Origin of the sequence: Lichenibacterium ramalinae, assembly GCF_004137085.1 — a bacterium.
Lineage (GTDB): Bacteria > Pseudomonadota > Alphaproteobacteria > Rhizobiales > Beijerinckiaceae > Lichenihabitans > Lichenihabitans ramalinae.
The window spans coordinates 357,825-384,181 of sequence record NZ_QYBC01000002.1 but is presented as its reverse complement, the minus strand read 5'-3'; the positions used below and the strand labels follow the sequence as shown (position 1 = coordinate 384,181).

Annotated in this window: 24 protein-coding genes; 7 read left to right on the top strand and 17 right to left on the bottom strand. The window is 73.6% G+C overall.

The genetic code is table 11. The annotated features are described in order from the left end of the window. Positions 1 to 63: 63 nt before the first annotated feature. Genes D3272_RS04085 through thrC form a run of 3 tightly spaced genes read right to left on the bottom strand, consistent with a single transcriptional unit; the run spans position 64 to position 3,405 of the window. Entirely contained in the window at positions 64 to 669 is a 606-nt protein-coding gene (locus tag D3272_RS04085) for a GNAT family N-acetyltransferase (protein WP_129217907.1), read from the bottom strand. Positions 670 to 673: 4 nt separating this feature from the next. Further along, entirely contained in the window at positions 674 to 1,999 is a 1,326-nt protein-coding gene (locus tag D3272_RS04080) for a M16 family metallopeptidase (protein WP_129217849.1), read from the bottom strand. Continuing rightward, a complete protein-coding gene (gene thrC / locus D3272_RS04075) occupies positions 1,996 to 3,405 on the bottom strand; it encodes a threonine synthase (RefSeq protein WP_129217848.1) in 1,410 nt (469 codons plus the stop codon). Before thrC ends, D3272_RS04080 begins: the two co-directional genes overlap by 4 nt. Before the next feature lie 337 nt (positions 3,406 to 3,742). Here thrC and D3272_RS04070 point away from each other — a divergent pair, with 337 nt between their 5' ends. After that, positions 3,743 to 4,462 (top strand): DUF1013 domain-containing protein, encoded by a 720-nt coding sequence (locus D3272_RS04070; RefSeq protein ID WP_129217847.1) that lies wholly within the window; start codon positions 3,743 to 3,745, stop codon positions 4,460 to 4,462. A gap of 99 nt (positions 4,463 to 4,561) precedes the next feature. Here D3272_RS04070 and D3272_RS04065 read toward each other — a convergent pair whose 3' ends face one another. Both D3272_RS04065 and serB read right to left on the bottom strand, forming a co-directional pair. After that, on the bottom strand, positions 4,562 to 5,581 hold the full coding sequence (locus tag D3272_RS04065; protein WP_129217846.1) for an RluA family pseudouridine synthase: 1,020 nt from the start codon (positions 5,579 to 5,581) through the stop codon (positions 4,562 to 4,564). Then, the gene (gene serB, locus D3272_RS04060) at positions 5,578 to 6,486 is read right to left on the bottom strand and encodes a phosphoserine phosphatase SerB (protein WP_129217845.1); all 909 of its coding nucleotides are present in this window, start codon (positions 6,484 to 6,486) and stop codon (positions 5,578 to 5,580) included. Before serB ends, D3272_RS04065 begins: the two co-directional genes overlap by 4 nt. Positions 6,487 to 6,501: 15 nt before the next feature. On the opposite strand from serB, the gene miaA reads away from it, so the two are divergent. Beyond that, positions 6,502 to 7,413, top strand: coding sequence for a tRNA (adenosine(37)-N6)-dimethylallyltransferase MiaA (miaA, locus tag D3272_RS04055; protein WP_129217844.1), 912 nt, complete (start codon positions 6,502 to 6,504; stop codon positions 7,411 to 7,413). A 21-nt stretch (positions 7,414 to 7,434) separates the two neighbouring features. Here the strand turns inward: miaA and D3272_RS04050 are convergent, their stop codons facing one another. The 10 genes from D3272_RS04050 to D3272_RS04005 form a co-directional block, all read right to left on the bottom strand. Beyond that, a complete protein-coding gene (locus D3272_RS04050) occupies positions 7,435 to 8,196 on the bottom strand; it encodes a helix-hairpin-helix domain-containing protein (RefSeq protein WP_129217843.1) in 762 nt (253 codons plus the stop codon). Between the two features lie 177 nt (positions 8,197 to 8,373). After that, positions 8,374 to 8,808: a GNAT family N-acetyltransferase gene (locus tag D3272_RS04045; protein ID WP_129217842.1), complete on the bottom strand. Its 435-nt coding sequence runs from the start codon at positions 8,806 to 8,808 to the stop codon at positions 8,374 to 8,376. Positions 8,809 to 8,861: 53 nt separating this feature from the next. Then, positions 8,862 to 9,887 (bottom strand): peptidoglycan -binding protein, encoded by a 1,026-nt coding sequence (locus D3272_RS04040; RefSeq protein WP_129217841.1) that lies wholly within the window; start codon positions 9,885 to 9,887, stop codon positions 8,862 to 8,864. Between the two features lies 1 nt (position 9,888). Next, positions 9,889 to 10,878 carry a flagellar motor protein MotA gene (locus tag D3272_RS04035; RefSeq protein WP_129217840.1) on the bottom strand — a complete coding sequence of 330 codons (990 nt, stop codon included), beginning with the start codon at positions 10,876 to 10,878 and terminating at the stop codon, positions 9,889 to 9,891. 149 nt (positions 10,879 to 11,027) lie between these two features. After that, the gene (locus tag D3272_RS04030) at positions 11,028 to 11,822 is read right to left on the bottom strand and encodes an inositol monophosphatase family protein (RefSeq protein WP_129217839.1); all 795 of its coding nucleotides are present in this window, start codon (positions 11,820 to 11,822) and stop codon (positions 11,028 to 11,030) included. Between the two features lie 108 nt (positions 11,823 to 11,930). Further along, positions 11,931 to 12,725 carry a GNAT family N-acetyltransferase gene (locus D3272_RS04025; RefSeq protein ID WP_129217838.1) on the bottom strand — a complete coding sequence of 265 codons (795 nt, stop codon included), beginning with the start codon at positions 12,723 to 12,725 and terminating at the stop codon, positions 11,931 to 11,933. Further along, entirely contained in the window at positions 12,722 to 13,819 is a 1,098-nt protein-coding gene (locus D3272_RS04020) for a tetratricopeptide repeat protein (protein ID WP_129217837.1), read from the bottom strand. The genes D3272_RS04025 and D3272_RS04020 overlap by 4 nt, the downstream gene beginning before the upstream one ends. Next, positions 13,816 to 14,472, bottom strand: a complete 657-nt coding sequence (locus D3272_RS04015) for a thiamine phosphate synthase (protein ID WP_129217836.1) — start codon at positions 14,470 to 14,472, stop codon at positions 13,816 to 13,818. The genes D3272_RS04020 and D3272_RS04015 overlap by 4 nt, the downstream gene beginning before the upstream one ends. 81 nt (positions 14,473 to 14,553) lie before the next feature. Next, on the bottom strand, positions 14,554 to 16,848 hold the full coding sequence (locus D3272_RS04010) for a hypothetical protein (RefSeq protein WP_129217835.1): 2,295 nt from the start codon (positions 16,846 to 16,848) through the stop codon (positions 14,554 to 14,556). Between the two features lie 107 nt (positions 16,849 to 16,955). Then, positions 16,956 to 17,807, bottom strand: a complete 852-nt coding sequence (locus D3272_RS04005; protein WP_129217834.1) for a type 1 glutamine amidotransferase — start codon at positions 17,805 to 17,807, stop codon at positions 16,956 to 16,958. Positions 17,808 to 18,158: 351 nt separating this feature from the next. Between D3272_RS04005 and D3272_RS04000 the strand changes: the two genes are divergently transcribed. The 4 genes from D3272_RS04000 to zapE all read left to right on the top strand — a co-directional run bounded on the left by D3272_RS04000 (position 18,159) and on the right by zapE (position 23,825). Then, the gene (locus tag D3272_RS04000) at positions 18,159 to 18,857 is read left to right on the top strand and encodes a carbonic anhydrase (protein WP_129217833.1); all 699 of its coding nucleotides are present in this window, start codon (positions 18,159 to 18,161) and stop codon (positions 18,855 to 18,857) included. Next, positions 18,857 to 19,753, top strand: a complete 897-nt coding sequence (locus D3272_RS03995) for a bestrophin family protein (protein WP_129217832.1) — start codon at positions 18,857 to 18,859, stop codon at positions 19,751 to 19,753. Before D3272_RS04000 ends, D3272_RS03995 begins: the two co-directional genes overlap by 1 nt. Before the next feature lie 397 nt (positions 19,754 to 20,150). After that, a complete protein-coding gene (locus tag D3272_RS03990; protein ID WP_165361207.1) occupies positions 20,151 to 22,577 on the top strand; it encodes an EAL domain-containing protein in 2,427 nt (808 codons plus the stop codon). Between the two features lie 87 nt (positions 22,578 to 22,664). Next, positions 22,665 to 23,825 carry a cell division protein ZapE gene (zapE, locus tag D3272_RS03985; RefSeq protein WP_245496369.1) on the top strand — a complete coding sequence of 387 codons (1,161 nt, stop codon included), beginning with the start codon at positions 22,665 to 22,667 and terminating at the stop codon, positions 23,823 to 23,825. Positions 23,826 to 23,847: 22 nt separating this feature from the next. Here zapE and D3272_RS03980 read toward each other — a convergent pair whose 3' ends face one another. Continuing rightward, the gene (locus D3272_RS03980; protein ID WP_129217829.1) at positions 23,848 to 24,963 is read right to left on the bottom strand and encodes a patatin-like phospholipase family protein; all 1,116 of its coding nucleotides are present in this window, start codon (positions 24,961 to 24,963) and stop codon (positions 23,848 to 23,850) included. A 179-nt stretch (positions 24,964 to 25,142) separates the two neighbouring features. After that, the gene (gene pucL, locus D3272_RS03975) at positions 25,143 to 25,991 is read right to left on the bottom strand and encodes a factor-independent urate hydroxylase (protein WP_129217828.1); all 849 of its coding nucleotides are present in this window, start codon (positions 25,989 to 25,991) and stop codon (positions 25,143 to 25,145) included. Positions 25,992 to 26,146: 155 nt separating this feature from the next. On the opposite strand from pucL, the gene D3272_RS03970 reads away from it, so the two are divergent. Continuing rightward, complete coding sequence (locus tag D3272_RS03970) at positions 26,147 to 26,356, top strand: hypothetical protein (protein ID WP_129217827.1); 210 nt, start codon at positions 26,147 to 26,149, stop codon at positions 26,354 to 26,356. The last annotated feature ends 1 nt before the right edge of the window (position 26,357 follow it).

Genomic DNA, 26,357 nt, shown 5'->3' with positions numbered 1-26,357 from the left:
GGGGTCTCGCTAGGGCATTGTGTCAGGGCCCCGGGCCGTCATGCCGCTCGCTGCAGCGCGCCCTCACCCCAGCGGCCGCCGCGGCGGGGCGACGGGGTCGGAGTCGAGCAGGGCGAAGAGGACGTGGTCCTGCCAGCGGCCCGCGATCCGGAGGTAGGCGCGGGCGTAGCCCTCCTTCTGGAAGCCGACGCTCTGCAGCAGCCGCATCGAGGCTTCGTTGTGGGGCAGGCAGGCGGCCTCGAGGCGGTGCAGGCGCAACGAGCCGAAGACGAAGCCCGAGGCGGCCCGAACGGCCCGGCTCATGTAGCCCCGGCCCGCGTGGGGGTGGCCCATCCAATAGCCCAGCGTCGCCGTCTGGGCGACGCCGCGGCGGATCTGCCCCACCGTCAGGCCGCCCAGCAGCGTGTCGTCGTCGCGGAACACCAGAAACGGGAAGGCCTCGTCGCGGCTCATCTCCTCGGCGTGGAGGCGGATGCGGCGGCGGAAGGCGGCGCGCGTCAGGTCGTCGGTCGGCCAGATCGGCTCCCACGGCGTCAGGAACTGCCGGGAGCGCTCGCGCAGCGACGCCCAGGCGTCGAAGTCGCGCATCTCGGCCGGCCGGAGGTAGACGCCCTCGCCCCGCACCAGCGTGGCGGCGTCGAAGCTCGGTCCCAGCCGGAACAGCGCCATGGCGTCAGTGCCTCGATCCACCCGTCGGATCCGCCGAGCCGGACCGCAGCCGGGACGATGCGGGTCCCGCGGCGGAACCCAGCCGGGCCGCGACGGCGTCCGGGCCCGGCACCTTGCCGACCGGGCCGATGGCCGACACGGTCGGGGCCGAGCGGATCATGGCGGCGCCCGCCGCCCGCGCCGACTCCACCGTGACGGCGTCGACCTCGCGCAGGATCTCGTCCGCGCCGATGAGGCGCCCGTAGGCCATGTGCTGGCGGGCGATCTGTTCGGCGCGCGACGAGGAGGACTCCATCGCCACCAGCAGCGACACCTTCAGCTGCGCCTTGGCACGCTCGACCTCCTCGGCGGTCAGCGTCGCCGTGGTCTCGGCCATGCAGTCGAGCGCCACGGGCACGAGTTCGGCCACGTTGGAGGCGCCGGTCGCGGCGTAGAAGCCGAAGAGCCCCGTGTCGGCGTAGGTCCAGTCGAAGCTGTTGATCGTGTAGGCGAGGCCGCGCTCCTCGCGCACCTCCTGGAACAGGCGGGACGACATGCCGCCCCCGAGCGCGTGGGAGAAGACGTGGGCGGCATAGCGGCGCGGGTCGTGGAACGACAGGCCTTCGAAGCCGATCACGATGTGGGCCTGCTCCAGCCGGCGCTTCAGCCGGATGTCGCCGCCCCGGTAGCTGGCCGCCGGGGTCGCGGGGCCGGTCAGGTTCTGCAGCGCGGCGAAGCGCCGCTCGACCTCGGCCACCACCGTGTCGTGGTCGACGGCTCCGGCGGCGGCGATCACCGTCTGGTCGGCCCGGTAGCGGCGCTCGAGGAAGCCCTTCACGGCGTCGCGGTCGAAGCGCTTGACGCCGGCCGGCGTGCCGAGGATCGGCCGGCCGATCGGCTGGCCCGGATAGGCGTGTTCGGTGAAGAGCTCGAAGACGAGGTCGTCCGGCACGTCCTCGACGGCGCCGAGCTCCTGGAGCACCACCTCCTTCTCGCGCTCGATCTCGACGGGGTCGAAGGCGCTGTCGGTCAGGATATCGGACAGGATGTCGAGCGCCAGCGGCGCGTCGCCGGGCAGCACGCGGGCGTAATAGGCGGTCTGCTCGGTCGAGGTGGCGGCGTTGATGTCGCCGCCCGCGCCCTCGATCTCCTCGGCGATGCGGCGGGCCGAGCGGCGGCGCGTGCCCTTGAACGCCATGTGTTCGAGGAAATGCGACAGGCCGTGCTCGGCCTCGGTCTCGTGCCGCGAGCCGATCCCCACCCACAGGCCGAGCGAGGTCGTGTGCATGTGGGGGATGGCGTCGGTGATGACCCGCAGGCCCGAGGGCAGGGTGGTGATGCGGGCCGTCAACGGGCGGCCTCGCCGCCGGAACGCTCGCGGATGAAGCCCTCGACGGCCGCGACGGCATTGGGCAGCACGGTGAAGCGCTCGGGCCTGTCGAGCAGGTCGGCGAGGTGGGCCGGCAGGGCGGGGCGCTGGCCGGTGGCGCGCTCCACCGCATCGGGGAACTTCGCCGGATGCGCCGTGCCCAGCACCACGACCGGGGTGGCGGGGTCGCGCTTCAACGCGTCGCGCGCCGCCACGACGCCCACCGCCGTATGCGGGTCCAGCACCACGCCGGCATCGCGGAAGGTGCGGCGCATCTCGGCCTGCGTCTCGTCCTCGTCGACCCGCACGGCGTCGAACTCGCCGCGGATGCGCTCCAGGGGGCCGGGCGCGACCGTGAAGCTGCCCGACTGGGCGAGCCCCGCCATGAGGCCGCGCACCGCCGCGTCGTCGCGCCCGTAGGCCTCGAACAGCAGGCGCTCGAAGTTGGACGAGACCTGGATGTCCATCGAAGGGCTCTGGGTGGGGCGCACCCCCTGCACCGCGTAGGTGCCGGTGGCGAGGCAGCGCGCCAGGATGTCGTTCTCGTTGGTGGCGACGACGAGCCGCTCGATCGGCAGGCCCATGCCCTTGGCGATCCACCCCGCCAGCACATCGCCGAAATTGCCGGTCGGCACCGCGAAGGACAGGGCCCGGTGCGGGCTGCCGAGCGCCACCGCGCCGGTGAAGAAATACACGAGCTGCGCCAGCACGCGGGCCCAGTTGATGGAGTTCACGCCCGACAGGTTCATCTCGTCGCGGAAGGCGTGGTGGTTGAACATGGCCTTCACGATGGCCTGGCAATCGTCGAACGTGCCCTCGACCGCGATGGCGTGGATGTTGGGCGCGTCGACGCCCGTCATCTGCCGGCGCTGCACGTCCGACACGCGGCCGTGCGGGTAGAGGATGAACACGTCGACGGCCGGCAGCCCGCGGAAGGCCTCGATGGCGGCCGCGCCCGTGTCGCCCGAGGTGGCGCCCACGATGGTGGTGCGCCGGCCGCTGCGCCCCAGCACCTCCTGCATCATGCGGCCGAGGAGCTGCATGGCGACGTCCTTGAACGCCAGGGTCGGGCCGTGGAAGATCTCGAGCAGGAACAGGTTGGCGTCGAGCTGGCTCAGCGGCACCACGGCGGGGTGGCGGAAGGTGGCGTAGGCCCCCTCCGTCATGGCGCGCAGCGTGCCGGGCGCGAAACAATCGCCCGTGAAGCGGGAGATGAGGGCTTCGGCGACGTCGGCGTAGGGCCGGCCGGCCAGGGCCGCGATGGCGGCGGGATCGAGCCGCGGCAGGGACTCGGGCAGGTACAGCCCGCCGTCGCGCGCGAGGCCGGCCAGGAGCGCGCCGTCGAAACCGAGGCGGGGGGCCGTGCCGCGCGTCGAGATGTAGTTCACGTGTGAGGGTCCCTTGCGCGGCCCGCGGGAAACGGCCGGGATGGAGCGGAGCCCGGCCAGTTCACCACATGTTTTGGGCGGGGCGTCAAGCAGGCGACGGGCGCCCGCCGGCGCCGCGCCGCTCGTTGCCCCGCGGCGGCCGCCCGCAGACGCGGGATCCGGCCGGCCGCGGCATTGCGGCAGGGCCGGCATGCGACTATAATGTGCTCATCCCCAACATGACTGCAGGAACACGCCGGGCTCCGGCCGTCATCGGGCTTCACTGCCCGGCGAAGCGCAGACGCGCGCCCGCCGACCGTCATCGCGCTCCACGAGAGAGCGCCAGGAGATCGCGACCATGAGCGAAGCACCTTTGATGCCCAAGGCCACCGCCGTGTGGCTGGTCGAGAACACGTCGCTGACCTTCGACCAGGTGGCGGAGTTCTGCAAGCTGCACCCGCTCGAGGTGAAGGGGATCGCCGACGGCGAGGTGGCGGCCGGCATCAAGGGCCACGACCCCATCACCTCCGGCCAGCTGCTGCGCGAGGAGATCGAGCGCGGCGAGAAGAACGGCAACTACCACCTGCGCATCGCGCCCCCGAAGGTGCGGCTGCCCCCGCCCAAGAAGACGCGCGGCGCCCGCTACACGCCGCTGTCGCGTCGCCAGGACCGGCCCAACGCCATCCTGTGGCTGGTGCGCAACCACCCCGAGCTGAAGGACGCGCAGATCATGCGCCTCGTCGGCACCACCAAGACGACGCTGCAGGCCATCCGCGACCGCACGCACTGGAATTCCAGCACGCTGACGCCGATGGACCCGGTGACGCTGGGCCTGTGCTCGCAGATCGACCTCGACTTCGAGGTGAACCGCGCCGCCAAGGACCGGCCGGCCGTCGCCGAGGACCGCGGGCAGACGCTGGCGCCGGCCGAAACCACCACGGCGCGGACGCGCCCGGCCACCGAGGAAGAGGTCTTCGGCTCCAGCTCGCGCGGCCGCGGCGGCGAGGACGAGGAGGACGTCGACCTCACCTCCGTGTTCACCAACCTGCGCGGCGGCCGCCACGACGACGACGAATAGGGGGGATTTGGAGCCCCGCATCTTCGACCCCGGCCGGATCCCTCTCTCCGGCGGGGCGACGGGCGCTGGCACCCGGTGCCGCCGCCCCCGATGCCGTCGTCACTTGGCGGCGTAGCCGCGCAGCGCCCCGACCAGCGCCTGCATGTCGGCCGGGAGCGGGCTCTCGAACAGCTTCTCCTCGCCCGTCACCGGATGTTCGAAGCCGAGGACGGCGGCGTGCAGTGCCTGGCGGCCCAGCGCCGCGATGGCGTCGCGGCAGGCCTCGTCGAGCGCCGCCGCCTTGGTCTTAAAGCCCGCCCCGTAGACCATGTCGCCGATCAGCGGCTGGCCGATGTCCGCCATGTGGACGCGGATCTGGTGGGTGCGCCCCGTCTCGAGCCGGCAGCGCATCAGCGTCGCCACGGGCGGGAACTTCTCCTCGACGGCCCAGTGCGTCACGGCGTGGCGACCCTTGGCGGACGGGACCACCGCCATGCGCTCGCGGTGGTGGGGATGGCGGCCGATCGCGGCGTCGACGGTGCCGAAGCTGCGGTCGGGCAGCGTCCACACCCCGGCGAGATATTCGCGCACCAGCGAGCCCGAGCGGCCGTGGTCGGCGAAGGTTTCGGCGAGGCCGCGGTGGGCGCGCTCCGTCTTGGCCGCCACCATCAGCCCGCTCGTGTCCTTGTCGAGGCGGTGCACGATGCCGGGCCGGCGGATGCCGCCGATGCCCGACAGGCCCGCGCCGCAATGGTGCAGCAGGGCGTTGACCAGCGTGCCGGTAGCGTGGCCCGGGGCCGGATGCACCACGAGGCCGACGGGCTTGTCGATCACGATGAGGTCGTCGTCCTCGAAGACGATGTCGAGCGGGATGGCCTCGGGCTGCGGCGTCGCATCGACCGGGGGCGGCACCTCGAAGAGGATGCGGGCGCCCTCGCGCAGCTTCGCATTGGCGTTTGTGGCGACCGCGCCGTCGATGCGCACGAAGCCCTGGCCGATGAGGTCCTGCAGCCGCGTCCGCGACAGGCCGAGCTCTTCGCGCGCCGCATGCGTGGCCAGCACCTTGTCGAGCCGCTGGCCGGCCTCGTCCGGCCCCACCGAGAGGGCGCTGATCTCCGGGCCGTCGGTGTCGTCCGTCATGCCACGAACTCCGCGCGGGTATAGCCCTGGATGAAGAGGAGTGCCTCGAGGTCGCCGTGGTCGATGCGCGCATGGGCGGCGGCGGCCACCGCCGGCATGGCGTGGAAGGCGACGCCGAGGCCCGCCTCGGCCAGCATGGCGAGGTCGTTGGCGCCGTCGCCCACCGCCATCACGGCCGCGCGGCCGAGCCCGAGTTCGCCCCGCAGCGCGACGAGCCGGTCGCGCTTGGCGGCGCGCCCGAGGATCGGCTCCGCCACCGTGCCGGCCAGCGCCTCGCCCGCCACCTCCAGCGTGTTGGACCGGTGCTCGTCGAAGCCGATCCTGGCGGCGACCGCGGCCGTGAACAGGGTGAAGCCGCCCGACACCAGGGCGCAATAGGCCCCGTTGGCCTTCATGGTGCGCACCAGCGCGGCGCCGCCCGGCACCTCGGTGATGCGCTCCGCCAGCACGGCGTCGACGCTGGACAGCGGCAGGCCGCGCAGCAGCGCCACGCGCTCCCGCAGCGCCGGCTCGAAGGGCAGATCGCCCCGCATGGCCCGATCGGTGATGGCCGAGACTTCGGCCTTGAGGCCGGCGAAATCCGCTAGTTCGTCGATGCATTCCTGGTGGATCATGGTGGAATCCATGTCGGCCAGGAGCAGCCGCTTGCGCCGGTCCGCGGTGGGCTGCAGCACGATGTCGAGGGGGGCGTCGCCGGCCCGCGCGCCGAGCGCGGCCCGGAGGCCGGGAAGGTCGTCGGGCGCGGCCGCGAAGGGGATGTCGAGCACGAAGCCGGGGTCGAGCCACGCCGGGGTGCCGGCACCGGGCAGGAGACCCGCCAGGGCCGAGGCCAGCGCGGCCCCGATCTCGTCCCGGCCTTTACGGGCCAGCACGGTCGCGACACAAGGCTCGGTGGACTGCGGCATCGGTGGGGAGATCACGTGGAGGGAGAGGCAGTCCTCATCGCAGGCCCGACGGCCAGCGGCAAGTCCGCCCTGGCGATGCGGATCGCCGAGCGGCGCGGCGGCGTCGTCGTCAACGCCGATTCCATGGCGGTCTACCGCGACCTCGCCATCCTCACGGGACGGCCCGATGCCGGCGACCTCGCCCGTGTGCCGCACCGGCTCTACGGGCACCGCGACGCCGCCGAGCCCCATTCGGTCGGGCTCTGGCTCGGCGAGGCCGCGGCCGAACTGCGCCGGGCCTGGGCGGCCGGCCTGCTCCCGGTGGTGGTGGGCGGCACCGGCCTGTTCTTCAAGGCGCTGACGGAGGGCCTGTCCGACATCCCGGCCGTGCCGGAGGCCGTGCGGGCGCGGGTGCGGGCGGAAGCCGAGGGCGTGCCGCCCGACGAGCTGCACGCCCGCCTCATGCGGCTCGACCCGTTGACGGGCCGCGGCCTCCGGCCCACCGACCCGCAGCGCGTGCTCCGGGCGCTCGAAGTGCTGGCGGCGACCGGCCGGCCGCTGGCGGCCTTCCAGGCCAGCCGCTCGGCCCCGGTGTTGCCGCTGTCGCGGGCCCGGGCCGTCGTGCTGACGCCCGAGCGTGCCGCCCTGCGCGGCTCCATCGACGCGCGGTTCGACCGCATGATGGACATGGGGGCGCTCGACGAGGTGCGTCGCCTCCGCGACCGCGCCCTCGATCCGGCCCTGCCGGCGATGCGGGCGCTGGGCGTGCCGCCGCTCCTGGCGCATCTCGCCGGGCAGCTGTCCCTTGCCGAGGCCGTGGCCCGCAGCAAGGCCGAGACGCGGGCCTATGCCAAACGGCAGGACACGTTCGGGCGCCACCAGCTCGCCGGCTTCGCGGCGGCGGCACCGGACGCGGCCGAGGCCGCCCTCTCGGAAACCGGGCGCTAAGGCGGTCGGTCGGCGGCGACGTCAGTCGGCGGCGACCTGGTTCTTGATCTGCTCGAAGACGCTGCGGCGCACGACCCGCTTCTTCACGAGGTCCTCGACCGAGTGATAGGGGCGGTGCTGGATGATGGAATGGCCGATATGGCCGCCGCCGAGCCGGTTCAGCTCCTCCATCGAGGCGCTGTTGAGGTTGACGCCGTGGCCGGACGGAGCCGGCTGCGCGTCGGCATCGGCCGAGGCGACGACGACGGCGGGCGTGGCGCGGGTCGCCGCCGGGGCGGTGACGACCGGCGGGGCCGCGACCGGTGCCGGCGCGGTGTCGACGGGCGCTGTGGCGGGCGGCGCCACGACGACGGCGGTCTGGACCGGGGCGGCGGCGGGCATCGGGGCGGCGGCGGGGACCGCCGGTGCCGCGTCGGTGATCTTGTGCGGCGGCTGCACGGGCGCGGCGCCGAGCGGGCCGGGATACACCACCCGGACCGGGGCGGCATCGGCGCCCTGGGCATCGGCGACGGGCATCGGCGGGGTCGCGGCATTGGCGCCCGCGGTGCCGAGCGACGCCAGGGAAGGCTGAGATGTGGAAGACTGGGACGCGGAAGACTGGGCCGACGAGGACTTCGTCGGGGCGGTCTGGGCCGCCGCCATGGCCCTGTCCGGCCCGGTCGACGCCTTGGCCACGGCTTTGGGCCCGCGGGAGATGATCAGAGCCGCCTGCGCGATGACGCCCAGGGACACGAGCAGCACCGCCAGGATGAGAAAGCGACCGACGATCGATCTCGATACCATGAACATTCTCCCGCTGCCGCCCGGCCGAAACGCCCGCCTGCACCCCGCCACACCGCGGAGGCGTCCGCCTGTCGTCCGGGCAGCCCGTCAAGGGACCTCGAACGTCATCCATGCAGATAATAGCGATGTGTGGCGAGACTGCGAAACGTAGATTCGGATTCGGCCCGACACCTTTTCTCAGTCAATATCCGGGTCGGTACTGCCATCCTCCCCCGGGCGCCAGTTCAGCGTCAGGGTGGGCAGGCCGGAGCGGGCGTTGACGCCGGCGCCGACGGTGCGGAAGCCGTGGCGGGCGTAGAAGCGCCGGGCTCGACCATTGACGGCGTTGACGTCGAGCGCGAGCCCGCCGGGGGCGAGGACTTTGGCGCGGGCGATGAGCCGGTCGGCGACGCCGCTGCCCTGCGCCTCCGGATGGACGGCGAGCTGGTCGACATGGCCGCGCCGCGTGTCCACCGTGACGAAGCCCGCCACCGTGCCGGCCAGCTCGGCCACGACGACGCGCGCCCCCGCGGCGGCCAGCGCGTCGAGGTGGGCGGCGCACCACGAGCGCCGCGCGTCGAAGTCGATCTCGGGCATGGCGGCGCGCCAGGCCGCCACCCACAGGTCGAGCATGGCGGGTCGGTCGGCGTCGGCGGCCTCGCGCAGCCGCGGGGGCGGGGCGGCGGTCAGCGCTCGGTCAGCTTCAGCTCGATGCGGCGGTTGCGGCTCATGGCCTCCTCGCTCGTGCCGGGGTCGATCGGCTGGAACTCGCCGAAGCCGGCCGCCACCAGCCGCTGCGGGTCCACGCCCTTGGCGACGAGATACTGCACGACCGCGATGGCGCGCTGGGCGGACAGGTCCCAGTTCGACTTGAACTGCGGCGACACGATCGGCCGCCGGTCGGTGTGGCCGTCGACGCGCAGCACCCAGGGGATGCCGGGCGGGATCTCGCGCTCGAGGTCGATGGCGGCGCCGGCGAGCTTGTCGAGTTCGGCGTCGCCGGCCGGCTTGACCACGGCCTGGCCGCTGTCGAACAGCACGGAGGACTCGAAGACGAACCGGTCGCCCACCACTCGGATGCCGGGGCGGTTGCCGATGATCTCGCGCAGGCGGCCGAAGAAGTCGGACCGGTAGCGGTTCAGCTCCTGCACCTTCTGGGCGAGGGCGACGTTGAGGCGGGCGCCGAGGTCGGAGATCTTGGACTGCGCTTCCTGGTCCCGGGATTCGGAGGCGCTGAGGGCGGCCTCGATGGCGGCGAGCTGCCGGCGCAGGGCGGCGATCTGCTGGTTCAGCACGTCCACGCGCGCCATGGCGCTCGACACGACGTCGGCCTGGGCATCGAGCTTGCGGGCGGCGTCGTCCGCCGGACCGGCCGCAGCCGCGGCCGCGGCGCCGCTCTGGAGCTGGCTCGCCAGCGCGCTCTTCTCCTTGTCGGCGGCTTCGAGGGTCGCCTGCAGGGCGTCGAGGCTCGATTGCGTGTCGGACTTGCCCGAACGCTCCAGCGCCAGCAGCGACGTCAGCTCCTCGATCTGCCGGTTGAGGCGGGACAGGGCGGAATCCTTGCTCGACACGTCGCGCGACATGAAGAACTGCGACAGCATGAAGACCGACAGCAGGAAGGTGATGACCAGCAGCATGGTCGACAGCGCGTCGACGAAGCCCGGCCAGTAGTCGATGGTCCGCTGCGGACGCCGGGTGCGGCCGAGCGCCATGCTAGCGGACCTCCGACTCGCGGGCGATGCGCTCGAGCAGGCGGCGCATCTCCTTGTTCTGTTCGGCCTGGCCCTCGACCCAGTCGCGGATCATCTGCTGTTCGCCGCGCATGTGCTGCACGAGGCTCTGGATGCCTTCGGCGAGGTTGGCCATGGCGGCGGTGGCGGCACGGTTGCTGGACTGGTCGGTGCCGAGCGCGATCCGGTCGAGCGCGGCGCGCAGGTCCGCGGGAAGCCCGGCCTGCGGCCCGACCGGCACCGGCAGCGCCGCCGCATCGCCGGGGCCGTCCGCCGCCAGGGCCGACAGCTTGTCCTCGAGCTGGTTGTAGAAGCGGTTCTGCGCCTGCCCGGCCTGGAGGTCGAGGAAGCCCAGGACCAGCGACCCGGCGAGGCCGAAGAGCGAGGACGTGAAGCTGACGCTCATGCCGGCGATGGGCGCGGCGAGGCCGTTCTTCAGGTCGTCGAACATCACGGCGGAGTCGCTCCCGGTCGTCATGTTGCGGATGACGCCGGCGATGGAGCCCACGGTTTCGAGCAAGCCCCAGAAGGTGCCGAGCAGGCCGAGGAAGATGAGCAGGCCCGTGAGGTAGCGGGCGATCTCGCGCGATTCGTCGAGGCGCGTGCCGATCGAGTCGAGGATGGCGCGCAGCGTGACGGTGGAGATGGTCGGCGCCCCGTCGCGATCGGCCAGGAAGGCCGCCATCGGGGCCAGCAGCACCGGGGGGCGGGCCGCCGGGGCGCCGGGATTGTTGACGCCGTTGGCCCAGCGGATCTCCGGGAACAGCCGGAACACCTGGCGCAGCCCCAGCACGATCCCGACGAGCAGCACGCCGAGGATCAGCCCGTTGAGCGGCGGGTTGGCCATGAAGGCCCGGGCGATGGCCTGGTTCAGGATCAGGGCGACGAAGCCCGCCAGGATCAGGAACACCACCATGCGCACCAGGAAGATCCTGGGCGAGGACAGGCGGAACGGGTCTGTTCGGGTCGCCATGGGAAGGACCGCGGGCCAGAGGTGTCGCGGTACGCGACGGGACGGTCCCGCCTTAACAGGTTTCGCGCCGCCCCGCGAGTTGCACGCCGCTCATGGCTAACGGCCGGGACGCCGGCCCCGCTGCCGGGGCCGCCCCGGGCGGCCCGCCGTCACCGCACCCGGCGGAGGATGTCCAGCAGGGCCCGGTGCATGTGTTCGTTGCCGGCCAGGATCGAGCCCGCCCCGAGCAGGTCGTCGCCGCCGTCGGCCGTCGACACGAAGCCGCCGGCCTCGCGCACCAGCAGGGCGCCGGCCGCGACGTCCCAGGACTTCACGCCCCGCTCCCAATAGCCGTCGCAGGCGCCGGCCGCCACGTAGGCGAGGTCCAGCGCGGCGGCGCCGAAGCGGCGGAGCACGCCGGCCCGCGCCATCACCTCCGCCATCTCGGCCTTGAAGCGCGGGTGCAGCGAGGCCCGGCCGAGCGCCGGGATGCCGCAGCTCACCAGCGCCTCGGCGATGTCGCGCCGCGCCGCCACGCGCAGCCGCCGGTTGTTGAGATAGGCGCCCTGGCCCCGCTCGGCGAAATACATGTCGTCGGTGGCGGGGTTGTAGATCACCCCCGCCACAAGGTGGCCCTCGCGCTCGAGCCCCACCGAGATGGCGAAGACCGGCACGCCGTGCATGAAGTTGGTGGTGCCGTCGAGCGGGTCGATGTGCCAGGTGTGGCTGCGGTCGGTGCCCTCGACGGTGCCGCCTTCCTCCATGACGAAGCCGTAGCCGGGCCTCGCCTTGGACAGCTCCTCGAACAGCGTCTTCTCGGCGCGCTTGTCGGCGGCGGTGACGAAGTCGCCCGGCCCCTTGATCGAGACCTGCAGATTCTCGACCTCGCCGAGATCGCGCTTGAGCCCCCGGCCGGCCTTCAGCACGGCGGCGGTCATGACGTTCATCAGGGCGGAGCGGATCATCGAAGGGCCTACAGGGAAACGAGGAGATGGCGTCGTGCGCCTTGCCTCCGCAAGTGGACCGAAAGCGCCGGGGGGGCAAGTCTCGCCGGCGCAGGGCCGCCCTGCCGCTCAGGGCCGGGGCGCGTCGCGGTAATGGTAACGCGACAGTTCGGCGGCGAAACCGAGACGCCCGTAGAGCGCCAGCGCGGGCGCGTTGCCGGCATCGACCTGGAGGCAGGCGCCCGTGGCGCCCTGGCGCTCCGCCGCCCAGGCCAGGAGGGCCGAGACGGCCCGGGCCGCGAGGCCGCGCCCGCGGTGGCGGGGGTCGGTGGCGACGGCGTTGAGGCACACGAGACCGCCGTGGACGGCGCCGAGCGCCGTCGCGGCGACCTCCCCGGCGACCGCCACGGAGGCGAAGGCCACCGGCACGGCGAAGCTGTCGAGGATGCGTTCCCGCCACGCCGCGCCCGTGCCGTCGAGGCCGGCGGCGGCGTCAGAGGCGGCGCGCCATGCCAAATCCGGGCGGCCTTCGGCCAGGGTGGCGCCCCCGGCGTCGTGCCGGGACGGGCCGATGTCGGCGTGCAGCACCAGGGAGGCGTCGCGCGGCGGCCCGTAGCCGGCGGCGTCGAGCGCCGGCGCGAGGTCGGCCTGCGGCTGCGCGCTCGACAGGCGGAGGATGGGCCGGAGGCCCTGGGCGCGATACAGCGCGTCGCAGGCGGCGAGCTTGCCGGCCGCGCCCTCGCGCGAGGGCCCGACGATGTTGACCGAATTCGCCCGGCTGGTGTGGCCGCCGGCGAACCGCAGCAGCCAGCCGTCCATGAGCACCTCGCGCGGGGCCGGCCATGCGGCGAAGCAGGCCTCCTCGGCGCGCCGGGCGAGGTCTTCCGGCGTCGCCGCCGGACCGAGGCTGGCCGGCGCCGTCAATTGGACAGCGTCTTCTGCAGCGCGCCCTGCACCTTGGCTTTGTCGGCCGGGGTGAGGCCGGCGAGGACCCCGTCGAGCCACGGGTCGGCGATCCCGGCGGCGCGGGCCAGCAGGTGCCAGCGTCCCGCCTCCACCCCGTCCTTGGGCAGGCCGCGGCCCGCCGCGTAGAGCCGCGCCAGGCGGTTGGCGGCGACGGGGTTGCCCTCGTAGGCCGCCATGCGGAAGTAATGGGCGGCGGCGGTCTCGTCCTTGGGGATGCCCTCGCCGTTGAACAGCATGATGGCATAGTCGAGTTGCGCGGCGGGGTCGCGGGCGTCGGCCGCCCGCTTGAACAGGGCGGCGGCGCGGGGCAGGTCGCGCGCCACGCCCTGGCCGGCCTTGTACAGGTTGCCCAGCGCGTATTGGGCGTCGATGTCGCCGAGGTCGGCGGCCCGGCGGAAATAGTCCGCCGCCTTGCCGTAGTCGCGCGTCTTGACGTCCGCCTCCAGCGTCACGACGCCGAGGTTGTAGAGCGCGCCCGCGTGGCCCTGGGCCGCCGCCTTCTCCAGGTAGGGCACGGCCGCCGACACGTCCTTGGGGACGCCGGTGCCGCGCAACAGGGCCAGGCCGTAGGCGAAGCTGCCTTCGCGGTTGCCGTGGTCGCTGGCGAGCTTGAACCACCGGTCGGCTTCGGCGTCGTCTTCCCGCACTGCCAGCCCCTGGCTGTAGGTTTCGCCGATCAGCGTCATGGCGGCGCCGTCCTGCGGGGTCTTGGCGAGCCGCGCCGTGGCTTCGGCGAGGGCGGTGGCGAAATAGCCGCGCTGGAAGGCGCCGAAGGCCCGGTCGGCCTCGTCGACGCCGGGGCGCGCCGTCGCCACGGAAGCGCCGGGGCTGGTGGGCGAGGGCAGGAAGCCGCCGGGCTGGGCCGCGGGCAGGCCGGTGCGGCCGAAGGCGACGGGTGCGCCGCCGCCGGGGGTGCCGAAGGCGAGCGGCATGACGGCGGAGGCCGGCCCTCCCACCGGCGGGACCGGGGCCGCCGCGGCGGGCAGCGACGCCCCGAGCAGCGGCACCGGGACGGCGAGGACGGCGAGGGCGAGGAGAGACGGGCGCGTCACGCTTCGGCCTCCTCCGCGGCGAGCAGGGCTTCGGCGCGGGCGAGGGCGGCTTCGGCCTCGGCCACGGCGGCCCCGGGCCCGCGGGGGTCGTCCCAGACGGCGTCGCCGAGCGCCACGAACTCCGCGCCGGTGAGGGCCAGCATCTCGACGTCGGCGAGCGCGCGGGCGAAGGCCACGCAGGGCACGTTGAAGATCCCCGCCCACCAGCCGGCGGCGTCGGCGACCTCCTCGACGGAGGGTCCGTCCGCGGCGAAACCCGCGTCGCCGAACATCAGGTAGTCGGCCCCCGCCTCGCCGGCCCGCATGGCGTCGTCGCGCGAGGCGAGCGTCCCGACGCCGACGATGCGGTCGGGCTTCATGGCGTCGAGCGCTGCCGCGAAAGGCTCGTCGGCCCCGGCCGCGTGGACGCCGTCGGCGCCCGTGTGGGCCACGAGGCGCGGGTCCTCGAGCAGCAGCGCCGTGCCGGCGTCCTGCACGGCGGCGGCGAGGCCCTTCACGGCGTCCTTGCGGTCGCGCTCGGCCGCGGGCGCGAGGCGCAGCAGCAGGCAGGCGACGTCGCCGCCGGCCAGCGCCGCCGCGATCGCCGGCCGGGCCTCGGCGGCCGAGGCGACGGGCGCGGTGACGAGGAACAACCGGGTGCGGGGGTCGGGCATGGGGCGGCGATCGGTTTGGTGGGGGCTCCCCGCTTATCCGCAGCGATTCCGGCGAAACCGCGGCTCCCCCGGGGGGCCGCATCACGGCAGCGCTCCGGGCGGGACGGAGGCGGCGCTCCCGTCCGGTGCCGTCCAGCCCCAGGCGCCGCCGCAGGACCGGCCCGCCGCGCAGTGCGTTTCGAGGGCGAGCTCGGTGACGGCGTCGGGGAGGTCGAGCGCCGCTGTCTCGGGCCCGCGCCGCCCGTCGGCGGCGTCGAGGCAGCGCCGCAGCAGGTCCTCCCGGCGGCCGTCCGCCGCCATGGCGGCGAAGCAGACCGGCCCGGCCGGCGCCGCGTCGCCGAGCCCGAAGCGCAGCACCACGTGCCGCCGTCCGCCCGCGACCGGCCAGGCCCGGAGCGGCAGGCTCAGCACCGGCGGCAGGGACGCGGGCGTGCCGGCGGGCGCCGGCGCGCCGGATGGCGCCGCGGCGAGGCCCGACAGGTCGAGGGCGCGCAGCGTCAGGCGGATGTCGGCGGCGAAGAACCAGCGCCCGGCGCTGGACGCCTCCACCGCCACGGCGGTGACGCGCCGGCCCGCTCCGGCGGCCTCGCCCGCCGCCAGGGCTTCGTAGTCCGAAGCGTTGTCGACGAGCGGCGTCAGCAGGAAGCCGCCGGCGGCGAGGGCCGGCACGAGCCGGAAACGCCGCTCGCCGCCGTCGCCGAGCCGCACCGCCAGGGTGAGCAGCGGCGGCCGGAACAGGGCCGACAGGACCCGGCCGGCGAGGTTGAGGCGGACGTCGAGCGTCGCCCAGAGCGGCCCGTCTTCCGGCACCGGGACGAAGGCGCCGAAAGCCGCGACGCCGTCCCGTGCCGGCCCTTCCGGCACCGGGACCGGCACGGCGCGGCGCTCCAGCGCCACCAGCGCGCCGATGCGGCGGACCGGGCGGTAGCGGCCGAGCAGGTCGCGCCACAGCGTGCCCTCGGCGAAGGCCGGAAAGCGGTTGTCGAGCGCCATGACGCCGAGCGGCAGTTCGGGCCCGAACAGCACCCACCGCGGGGCGCGGTCGCCCTCCAGGAAGGCCCGGTTGGCGGCGGCGAGGCCCGCCGTGTAGGTGGAGTATTCCTGGAAGCTCGGCCGCCCCCGGTAGTCGAGCCCCGCCGCCAGCACCCGGGTCTGCAGCGACGGGATGATGTCGACGGGGCCGGGCAGGGCGTCGAGCGGCCCGGCGGCGGCGATCCCCGCCCAGGCCGCGGCCTTGTCGCGGGCGAGGCGCTCCCGGAAGGCCGCGGGACGCAGCAGCAGTTCCGCCTCCGACGCCAGCGTGCGGGCCGGGTCCGCCACCAGCCAGGTGCCGTAGAGGTTCGCCAGGGCGGCGGCGCGGCCCTGGCGCACGCTCTGCCGCACCGTCATGACCGGCAGGTAGACCAGCACCACGGCCAGGGCGGCGGCCGTGACGGCGACCGCGCCGCGGCGGGGCAGGCGCGCCCAGGCGACGAGCGTGCCGAGCAGGCACGAGCCCGTCCAGGCGATGGCGGAATGGAGGTCGTGGCGGATGAACCCGGCCTTGAACAGCACCAGCAGCGCGACGGCGAGGCCGAGGGCCGCCGCGCGTCGCCCCGGCCCGCGCCCGGCGACGGCCAGGGCCACCACCAGGGCGGGCGCCAAGACCAGGAAGGGAACGAGGTCCCAATCGGGCCCGTCGATCGCCATGGCGGCGGCATAGCCCACCACCTCCTCGCCCTGCAGGGCGATGTAGGCGGGCAGGTCGGACAGGCGCTGCCCGTAGAGCAACGCCCCCGCCACGACGCCCAGCGCGAAGCTGCCCAGCAGGAGCGGCGGCCGCCGGCGGCGCAGGACCGCGGCGTCGGCCAGCGCCAGCAGCGGCAGGGCCGCGAGCGGAAAGCTCATCTTGACCATGCCGGACAGCCCCAGGCCGAAGGCCCCGGCCAGCGTCGCCGCGACGGTGCCGCGCCGCGGCGCGTCCCGCAGCGCCAGGAGCAGCACCGGCATCGGCAGGGCGAGGAAGAGTGCGTCCGGCATGCCGCGGGCCGCCGCCAGCACGACGCCGCAGGCGAGCGTTCCGGCCAGGGCGCGGCGGCCCGACCCTCCCGCCAGCACCAGGGCCGCGCAGGTGCCGAACAGCGCCGCGAAGCCGACCTGCAGGGGCAGCGTCCGGCCGAGGTAGGCGTTGTTGGCGTAGCCCGACACGACGGGCGAGGCCGGGCCGTAGGTGAAGGCGGTGTCGACGCCCCAGCGCGCGGGCCGGTCGGCGGCTTCGCCCATCACGGCGACCCAGGACGGGTCGAGGCCGTCGCGGGGGAGGGCGGGCAGACCGGCATGGAACACGAAGACCGTTGCCACCGCGGCGAGCAACAGCGCGGCTCCGAAGTCCCTCATGCCCGTCGCCATAGGTCCCGTCCCGTCCGTTCCCGGCCGGGTGTCGTGGGGAAACACGGCCGAAACGTGGAACGGGGCGCAGAATGTGGGACTTTATCCCACGTTTTTCAGGCCCGGCCCCGCCGCGACTGCGTGGGCCTGACGAGCGATGCCAGCACGTTGGCGAGTTCGCGCTGACGCCGCGCCTGCTCGGTGATCTCGCGGTCGACGCCGAGACGCCAGGCGAGGTCCAGCCTGTCGGGCTCGCGGCCGAGGCCCTCGAACAGCGCGGCCTGGTCCTCGACGGATCCCTCGTCCCGGGCGAGGCCGCGCTCCACGAGCTCCCCCGCCTGGCGGCGGATGGCCTGGGCGAGTTCCTCGAGCGGCAGTTCGGGGTGGTATTGCACGCCCCAGAAGACGCCGGCGCCGTGCCGGATCTCGGCGGCCTGCACCGGGGAGACGGCATTGCCGGCGAGCAGCAGCGCCCCGCCGGGGGGCAGGGTCTCGACCTCGTCGCCGTGCACGGCCGGGGCATCGAAGGCGGCGGGTCGGCCGGCCAGCAGCGGATGGCGCGCGCCTTCGGCCGTGGGCACGATGCGGCGCGCCAACCCCACCTCGTGGCCGTCCGGGTTGCGCCGCACCGACCCGCCTGCCGCCGCCACGGCGAGGTGCAGCCCCGCGCAGGAGCCGAAGCTCGGCACCCCGGCGGCGAAGACCGCCCGCATGAACTCGACATTGGCCCGGACGGCGTGGTCGTCGTGGTAGACGTGCAGGGGCGAGCCCGACAGGAACACGCCGTCGTAGTCGGCCAGCGCCGCCGGCAGGCCGCCCGGTTCGGCCGGCTGGTGCAGGTCGAAGCTGGCGTCGGGCACGAGCGTCCGCAGCGCCGCCACATAGGTTTCGCCGCTGCTCTTGCCCGTCGCTGCCCGCCGGGCGTCGCGCGCCTCCGGCGGTTCGCTTTCGGCGATCAGCAGCCTCATCGTCTCGGTCAAACCTGAAGCCGTCCCTGCTGGGACCGGTGGCGTTCCACCGGCCTCTGTCCCCTCAAATGGGTGTTCGCCCGCGCCTGGGCGATAGCGGCCCCGCTGCGGCATCGCGGCGGCCCGCCGCCGCCGGGCCGGAGGTGGACAAAACTTCATGGGCCCGCCGGGCGGGCGGGAAACCGTCGCGGCGTCAACGGGATCCCGGTCGGACCGGAGGTGCCGGCCCGGTGCGGCCGGTTCCGGGCCAGAACCCGGCGCGTCGTTTCCGCATTGCCATGTCGCAGTGCAGCGCGGATCCTGGCCTCGACCCCCGCAGCGGTCCTGCCCGTTTCGTCCCGGAGGCTTTCCATGTCCGAATCCCAGCCCGTTCCCTCGCCGGCCGTCGCCGAGGACCCCGTCGAGCGTCTGTTCGACGGCGTGCGCGAGTTCCGCGACAACGTCTTCCCCGAGCGCCGCGAGCGGTTCGAGGAACTCGCCAAGGGGCAGAACCCCCGCATCCTGTTCATCACCTGCGCGGACAGCCGCGTCGTGCCCGAGATGATCACCCAGACGGAGCCGGGCGACCTCTTCGTGTGCCGCAACATCGGCAACATCGTCCCGGCCTACGGGGAGATGATGGGGGGCGTGTCGGCGGTCGTGGAATATGCCGTGGTGGCGCTCGGCGTCACCGACATCGTGGTCTGCGGCCATTCCAACTGCGGCGCCATGGCGGGCCTGATCCGCGACCCCGCCAAGCTCGACAACATGCCCACGGTGCGGTCCTGGCTGCGCAACGCCCACGCGGCGCGCAGCGTCGTCGAGGTGCTGCATCCCGAGCTCGAGGGCGACGACAAGATCCAGGCGCTGGTGGAGCAGAACGTCGTCACCCAGCTCCAGCACCTCAGCACCCATCCGGCGGTCGCGGCCGGCATCGCGAGCGGCAGGGTCGAACTCCACGGCTGGGTCTACGACATCGAGACGGGCTCGATCAGCCTGCACGACGCCGCCCAGGGCCGGATGGTCCCCTTCGAGGAAAGCCAGGGCCTGAAGCGCAAGGCGAACGCCTGATGGTCGTCGTCGACCGGTTCCGCATCACCGACACGCTCCGCGAAGTCTGGCGGCCGCTCGTCGGGCTGTTCCTGCTCGATACGCTGGTGACCATCGCCTATGTGGGGCTGAACTGGACCTGGATCGTCCCGGCCGGCCTGCCGCTGCCCCTGCTCGGCACCGGCCTCGCCGTCTTCCTCGGCGTGCGCAACAACACCGCCTATGCGCGCTGGTGGGAAGCCCGCACGCTGTGGGGGTCGGTGCTCAACAATTCGCGCTCCTTCGCCCGCGGCCTGACGCTGCTGGTGGTGCCCCCCGAGGCCGAAAAGACGCGCTACCACCTGGTGCACCACCAGATCGCCTGGGCCCACGCGCTGCGCTGCTTCATGCGCCGCGAGGACCCGACCCACGACATCGCGCCCTTCCTGTCGCACCAGGCCCTGGCGCGGGTGACCCAGGCGGCGAACCCGCCCTTCGCCATCCAGCGCGAGATGGCGGAGCTGCTCCTGGCGGCGCGGCGGGAGGGCTGGCTCGACAGCATCGAAGCCTCGTCCCTCAACACCACGCTGACGGCGCTGACCGATTCCCAGGGCGGGCTCGAACGCATCCGCAACACCCCCATGCCGCAGCAATACGCGGCCTTCTCGCGCGTCTTCGTCACCGCCTACTGCCTGATGCTGCCCTTCGGCATCGTGCCGGACCTCAACCTGCTGACCCCGCTGGGCTCGGCCGTGATCGGCTTCGTGTTCCTGGCGCTGGACGAGTCCGGTCGGCACCTCGAGGACCCGTTCATGCGCTCGGTCTACGACGTGCCGATGAGCGCCATCACCCGGACCGTCGAGATCGACCTGCGGCAGGCGGTCGGAGACCGGGACGTGCCGCCGCCGCTCCATCCCGTGCGGGGCATCCTGCGCTGACCTGCCCGGGGACGGGCTCGGCACCGTCCCCGTGCAAGGCTTCGTTCACCCTGCCGGACGAAAGGATCCGCGGTGCGGCGGGCCTTTTGCCCGGGCCGTCTTGAACGGCGTGGCGCGTGCCTGGGTGCAGGGCCGGCGTGCCGGCGAGCGCCCTCGGGCGCATGCTTTCCTTTGCGTCATGTCGGGCCGCCGCGCGGTCCGTCCCGCCCCTGCGGCAGGCAACCTTTCCGCAAGTCCTCGAGGCCCTAACCTCAGGAAGGCTTTCGCGTTGGGCGACTGGGCTCCGGGTTCGGATCGAGAGCAGTTTCATCGGCTTGGGAGTCGCCGAGGCGATTCCGAGCCGATGCTGCTCCCGGGCGGACCGGACGGCACGAGGTGCGGGCGGATGGGGACATCCATGTCGCGGGGTGATCGGGTGAACGATCGGCACCAGGCCGGCACCGGGGCCGAGGCCCTGCTCGGGGAAGCGTTCGAGGCGTTGCCGGAGGGCATCGTGATCTCCGACGCCGGCGGCCGCCTCCTGTGCTGGAACGGCCGGTATGCCGACATCTACGCCCATCCGCCGCACTTCCTGCGCGTCGGACTGGCGGTCGAGACCGTGTTCCGGCACATCGCGGCGAGCGGCCGGGTGCCGGACGCCATCGGGTGCGAGGAGGAATGGGTGGCGGAGCGGCTGCGCCAGCAGAGCCTGCCGGCCTGCGCCTTCGAGCACCGGTTGGCGGACGGGCGCTGGATCCGCGTGGAGGACAAGCGCACCCGGCACGGGATGAGGCTCGGCCTGCGCATCGACATCACGGACCTGAAGCGGCGCGAAGCCTCGTTCCGGCTGCTGTTCGAGTCGAACCCCGTGCCCATCCTGGTGCGCGACCGGGACAGCCACAGGTTCGTCGCCGCCAACGATGCCGCGCTGAACCTCTTCGGCTACGGCCGCGCGCACTTCCTCACGCTGGCGGTGGGCGACCTTTGCGCCAACGGGCGTTCTGCTCCGCTGCCCGACGCCGCGCCGTGGCGCTGCCTGCGCGCCGATGGGGGTTTCCTCGATCTCCTGCCCTATTCGTCCGAGTTCCGGCACGAGGGCCGGCCCGCCGTGGTCACGGCGCTGATCGACATGACCGAGCTGCAGCGGGGGCGCGACGATCTCCACCAGACCCGCGCCTTCCTGGACAGCGTGGTGCAGACCATCCCGTCCATCGTCTTCGCCAAGGACATGCAGGAGGACGGGCGCTACGTCCTGTTCAACCGGGCCGCCGAGCTGCAGGCCGTGAGCCTGAGCACGCCCGTGCTGGGCCGGACGGATTTCGACCTGTTCCCGGAGGATCTCGCCGCCTTCCTGCGCGACCGGGACCTCGACGTGATGCGCGACGGCCGGCCGCGCAGCTACGAGTTCGCCGCCCCCGGCGAGGACGGGACGACCCGCCTGATCCGAACCCGGAAGGTGCCGATCGCGGGCCGGCCCGGCGAACCCCCGCGCTTCGTGCTCGGCATCGCCGACGACATCACCGAGCGGCGCGAGATGGAGCGCCGGCTCGACCGCGCGGCGCGGTTCGACGACCTCACGGGCCTGCCGAACCGCGTCGCCTTCGCCGACCTCCTGCTCGCCGCCCTCGACGCGAGGGGCGGCGAGGAGGCGGGCGTGGCGCTCCTGCTGATCGACCTCGACGACTTCCGCGTCTTCAACGACGCCCTGGGCCACGCCACCGGCGACGCCCTGCTGAAGGCGGTGGGCGAGCGGCTCGCCGCCGAGATGCGCGAGCGCGACGTGGTGGTGCGGCTCGCCGCCGACGAGTTCGTCGTGGTGGCGCAGGCGGCGGGCCCCCCCGCCGAGATCGAGCGCATGGCCTGGCGCCTGCTCGACGGCTTCCGGAACCCCTTCGTGGTGGCGGGGCAGGACCTGCTGGTCGGCGCCACCATCGGCATCGCCCTGTCGGGCCCGGACCGCGACGCCGGCCGCCTGCTGCGGCACGCCGAACTGGCGCTGCAGCGCGCCAAGAGCGTCCACCGCGGCACCTTCCAGGTCTTCGAAGCGCGGATGGACGAGGATGTGCGCCGCCGCCGCGCCCTGGAGCAGGACCTGCGCGGCGCCCTCGACCGCGGCGAGTTCGAGGTCCACTACCAGCCGCAGGTCGACCTCGCGACCGAGTCCATCGCGGGCTTCGAGGCGCTGGTGCGCTGGCACCATCCCGCCCGGGGCCTCGTCGACCCCGGCTGCTTCATCCCGGTCGCCGAGGAGACGGGGCTGATCGTGCGGCTCGGCGCCTGGGTGTTGGAGCAGGCCTGCGCGGCCGCGGCGCGCTGGCCCGTGCCGGTGCGGGTCGCCGTCAACCTGTCCCCGGTGCAGTTCATCACGCCCGGCCTCCCCGAGGCCGTCGCGGCGGCGCTCGAGGGCTCGGGCCTGGCCCCGGAGCGGCTGGAACTCGAGATCACCGAATCGGTGCGGCTGATCGACAACGACCTTAACCTCGCCGTGCTGCACCGTTTCCGCGACGCCGGCATCCAGATCGCGCTCGACGATTTCGGCACCGGCTTCGCCTCCCTGAGCTACCTGCGGGCCTTCCCGTTCAACAAGATCAAGATCGACCGCTCCTTCGTGCAGGACCTCGGCCACGACGAGGGTTGCCTCGCCATCGTCAGGGCCGCGACGCGCCTCGCCCGCGATCTCGGCATGGAAACGATCGCCGAGGGCGTCGAGACGCCGCTGCAGGTGCTGCAGTTGCGGCAGTTCGGCTGCACGGTGGGGCAGGGCTTCCTCTTCGGGCGCCCCGTGGCGGACGGGGAGGTGGCCCTCATGCTGGGCGCGGCGGCGCTCGACGTCGCCTGCTCGTGACGCGCGGCGCGCCTTGACGGCACGGGGCCGGCGCCCGCAAGGACACCCGTCGCGGCCACGGGTGGGCCGCCCTCCGAGGTGTTCAGCGTGACCAGCGTTCTCGACCGCTACCGCGCCCGCGTGGCGCGGGGCGAGCTGCAGCCCGATGCCGCCCAGGAAGCGGTGGCGGGCAGGCTCGATGCCCTCGCGGCGTCCCTGGCGGCCGGTGGCGCCGACCGGCCCTCGCTGTTCGGCCGCCTGTTCGGCGCCAAGCCGGAGGAGCCGCCGCGCGGCCTCTACGTCGTCGGCGACGTCGGGCGCGGCAAGACCATGCTGATGGACCTGTTCTACGAGGCCGCCGCCGCCGAGCCCAAGCGGCGCGTGCATTTCCACGCCTTCATGGCCGACGTCCACGCCCGCATCCACGTCTGGCGGGAGCTCCGCAAGCGCGGCGCCGTGAAGGGCGACGACCCGATCCCGCCCGTCGCCGAGGCCATCGCCGCCGAAGCCCGGCTCCTGTGCTTCGACGAATTCGCCGTGACCGACATCGCCGACGCTATGATCCTCGGCCGCCTGTTCACGGCGCTCTTCGCCGACCGCGTCGTCGTGGTGGCGACCTCGAACGTCGAGCCCGAGAACCTGTACCGCGACGGCCTCAACCGCACGCTGTTCCTGCCCTTCATCGCGCTGCTGCAGCGCCGGATGGAGACCGTGCGGCTCGAGGCCGCCCAGGATTTCCGCTACGCCAAGCTGACCGAGGCGGCGACATGGTTCGCCCCCGCCGACGCGGCCGCCCGCGCGGCGCTCGACCGCGCCTTCCTCAGCCTCACCGGCGTGCCGCGGGGGGCGCCCCAGCGGCTGCCGCTGCTCGGGCGCGAGATCCTGGTGCCCGAGGCGGTGGGCGACGTCGCCCGCTTTGCCTTCGCCGACCTGTGCGAGGCGCCGCTCGGCTCGGTCGACTTCCTCGCCCTGGCGCGCCACTACGGCACGGTGCTGGTCGACGGCATCCGGGTGATGCGGGCCGACGAACGCAACGTCGTGAAGCGCTTCATCAACCTCGTCGACACGCTCTACGACGAGCAGGTGAAGCTCATCGCCTCCGCCGAAGCCGAGCCCGACGCCCTCTACGAGGCGCCGGAAGGCCGCGAGATCTTCGAGTTCCGCCGCACCGTGTCGCGCCTCGTCGAGATGCGCTCGGAGCAATATCTGGCGCTGCCGCACGGCCACGGCCGTCCGTCGGCCGATACGGGCGGCATCGCCGAGACGTGAGGCCAGGCCGGCGCGGCCCGGATCACTGGTAGGCCGCCTTGAGGTCCAGCGTCCCGTGCTGGCCGACGCCCGGGTAATGCTCGACGAGCCAGGCCTCGGCGGCCCGGCGGCCCTCGTCCCGAAGCTCCAGCATGACGCGCCAGCGCGCGTCGAGGCGGGTCGAGGCGGCATGGCCGTCGAGGGCGGCGGTGCCGTCGATGCGGTGCACCAGCACGGGATCGAAGGTGTTGCGGCTGAGCTGCCCCTCGGCGATGAGCCCGTCGACGAAGTCGATCGAGCGCAGCTCCCGCATCAGGTTGGCGTTGAAGCTGATCTCGTTCAGCCGATCGTGGATGGCGTCGCTGGAGCGCGGCGTTTCGCGCCGCTCGACCGGGTTGATCTGCACCAGCAGGATGTCGCGCGTGCGGGCGCCCTTGTGCAGCGGGTAGAGCGCCGGGTTGCCGAGATAGCCGCCGTCCCAGTAGGGCACGCCGTCGATCTCGACGGCCTTGAACACGGTGGGGATGCAGGCCGAAGCCATGAGGTGGTCGAGCGAAAGGTCGGTGCGCTCGAAGACCGTGAGCTTGCCGGTCCACACGTTGGTGGCGGACACGAACAGGCCGGCCGTGTCGGCGGCGCGCAGGCGCTCGAAGTCCACCGATGCCGCCAAAGCCGCCCGCAGGGGGTTCACGTTCAGCGGGTTCACCGCATAGGGGCTGGGCGACAGCGCCTTGGACCAGAAGTCCAGGACCGGGTTGCGCGACAGGAGTTCGATCCAGCCGTCGACGAAGCGGCGCTGCACGGGGCGCAAGGCGCCGTCGAGGCTGGCGCGGCGCCAGAAGCCTTCGAGCGCGGCGCGGGCACCGTCCGGCCCGCCCGCCACCCAGCCGTCGACCATCACGACGGCGTTCATGGCCCCGGCGCTGGCCCCCGTCACGGCCTCGAAGGCGAGGCGCCCGTCCGCGATGAGGGCGTCGAGCACGCCCCAGGTGAAGGCGCCGTGGGAGCCGCCACCCTGCAGAGCCAGCGACACCGTCTTCTCGGCCCGCGGCCCGGCCAGGGCAGGGGGCGAGGGGCGCCGGGAGCGGTCGGCGACGGGCCGCGACGGGACCGCGGTCGCGACGTTGTGGGCCTCGGGGTGGGGGGTGTTCTGGTCCATGGTCCCTCCGGCCGGAACGGCCCCACGGTCATGCTGCACTGCAGCATTCGCGCCGCAGCATCAACGCGCCCGCCGGCCTCGGGTTCAGTGCCGCGTCCCGACTCCCCGTCCCGCGAGCGTGCCGGCTCGCCCGGATCGGGGCCGGTGCGCGGCGGGCCTTCGTCGGCGGGGCGCCGCCGTCACCGCCCGACCGTGCATTCGATCTGCCCGTGCGGCTCGTCGGTCGCCGTGAAGACGCGGTTGTCGGCGCTGAGCCCGAAAGGCGCGAGGTTGACCGGCAGGTAGTGCTTGTTGGGGCAGGCGAGGCTGACGGTGTCGAGTTCGGGCACGGCGTCGAGCGCCGCCTTCGCCATGCGGTAGAGGCTGTCCTGCACGCTGTGGGAATAGGTTTCGGCGAAGACCGCCAGCATCGTGTCGAGCACCCGGGCGTTGGCGGCGGCGAAGTCGGCCGGGTCGCGCTCCCAGCGCCAGGTGGCCTCCATGGCGGTGGCGGCGATGCGGTCGTGGGTCTCCGGGATGGTGGTGTAGGGGTCCTTGACGTAGCCGGCCCAGCCCGATTCCGTCGCCTTGAGGAAGGTGAAGTCCGACACGCCCGAGGACACGCGGCCGCCCGAGCGGTCCATCACGACTTCGGCGGTGCCGAAGCCGTTGCCGTCGCGCGTGAAGGCGTGGGGGTGGGGCTTGCCGTCGACGGCGAGGCGGTTCCAGCGCGTTTCGCGGGCCGAAACCGTGGCGGTGGCCATGCCGGCGTAGCTGGCGAGCAGGCGCTCGGCGACGGCGCGGCAGAACCTTTCCGCGCCGGCGTCGAGGTTCTCGCGCGCCACGACGTTGACGACGTTCTTGATCGTGTCGGTCGACACCGTCGTGGAATTGTCGGCCCGCGTGAAGGCGCGGTCGATGTCGCCCGTCAGCATGGCGCGGACGTCGAGTTCGCGCACCTCGCGCCAAGCACCCTCGCCCTCGCCCTCGCCCGCCACCCGCATCACGCGGACGCGGCCCTTGCCGTAGGTGCTGCTCAGAAGCGTCATGCCCGGTGCTCCGATGGGTCGTGGGCGGGCGCGGCCCGACACCGCCCAGGATACAAGAAGCGGGCCGGCGTGGGAAAGCGCCGCGCCCGCGCCACCGTGCCGCCCGGCCCCCGGCCGTATAGGGTCGGGCAGGCGGGGCAGGCGGGGAGCGGGCGGTGAAGGGCGAGGTGAGGGGGATCCTGTTCGGGGCTCTGGCGGCCATCGTGGCGCTGGTCGGCGGCACGATGGCCTACGTGTTCCACGAGGCGAGCCTCAGCCACGAGGCCGCCGTCGACCGCTGCCACGACGCCGGGGGCGCCTGGGTGGCGAGCGGCGAGCGCAGCTATGCCGGCACCTGCCTGAAGGCGCCGCAGCGCCGCCCGTGAC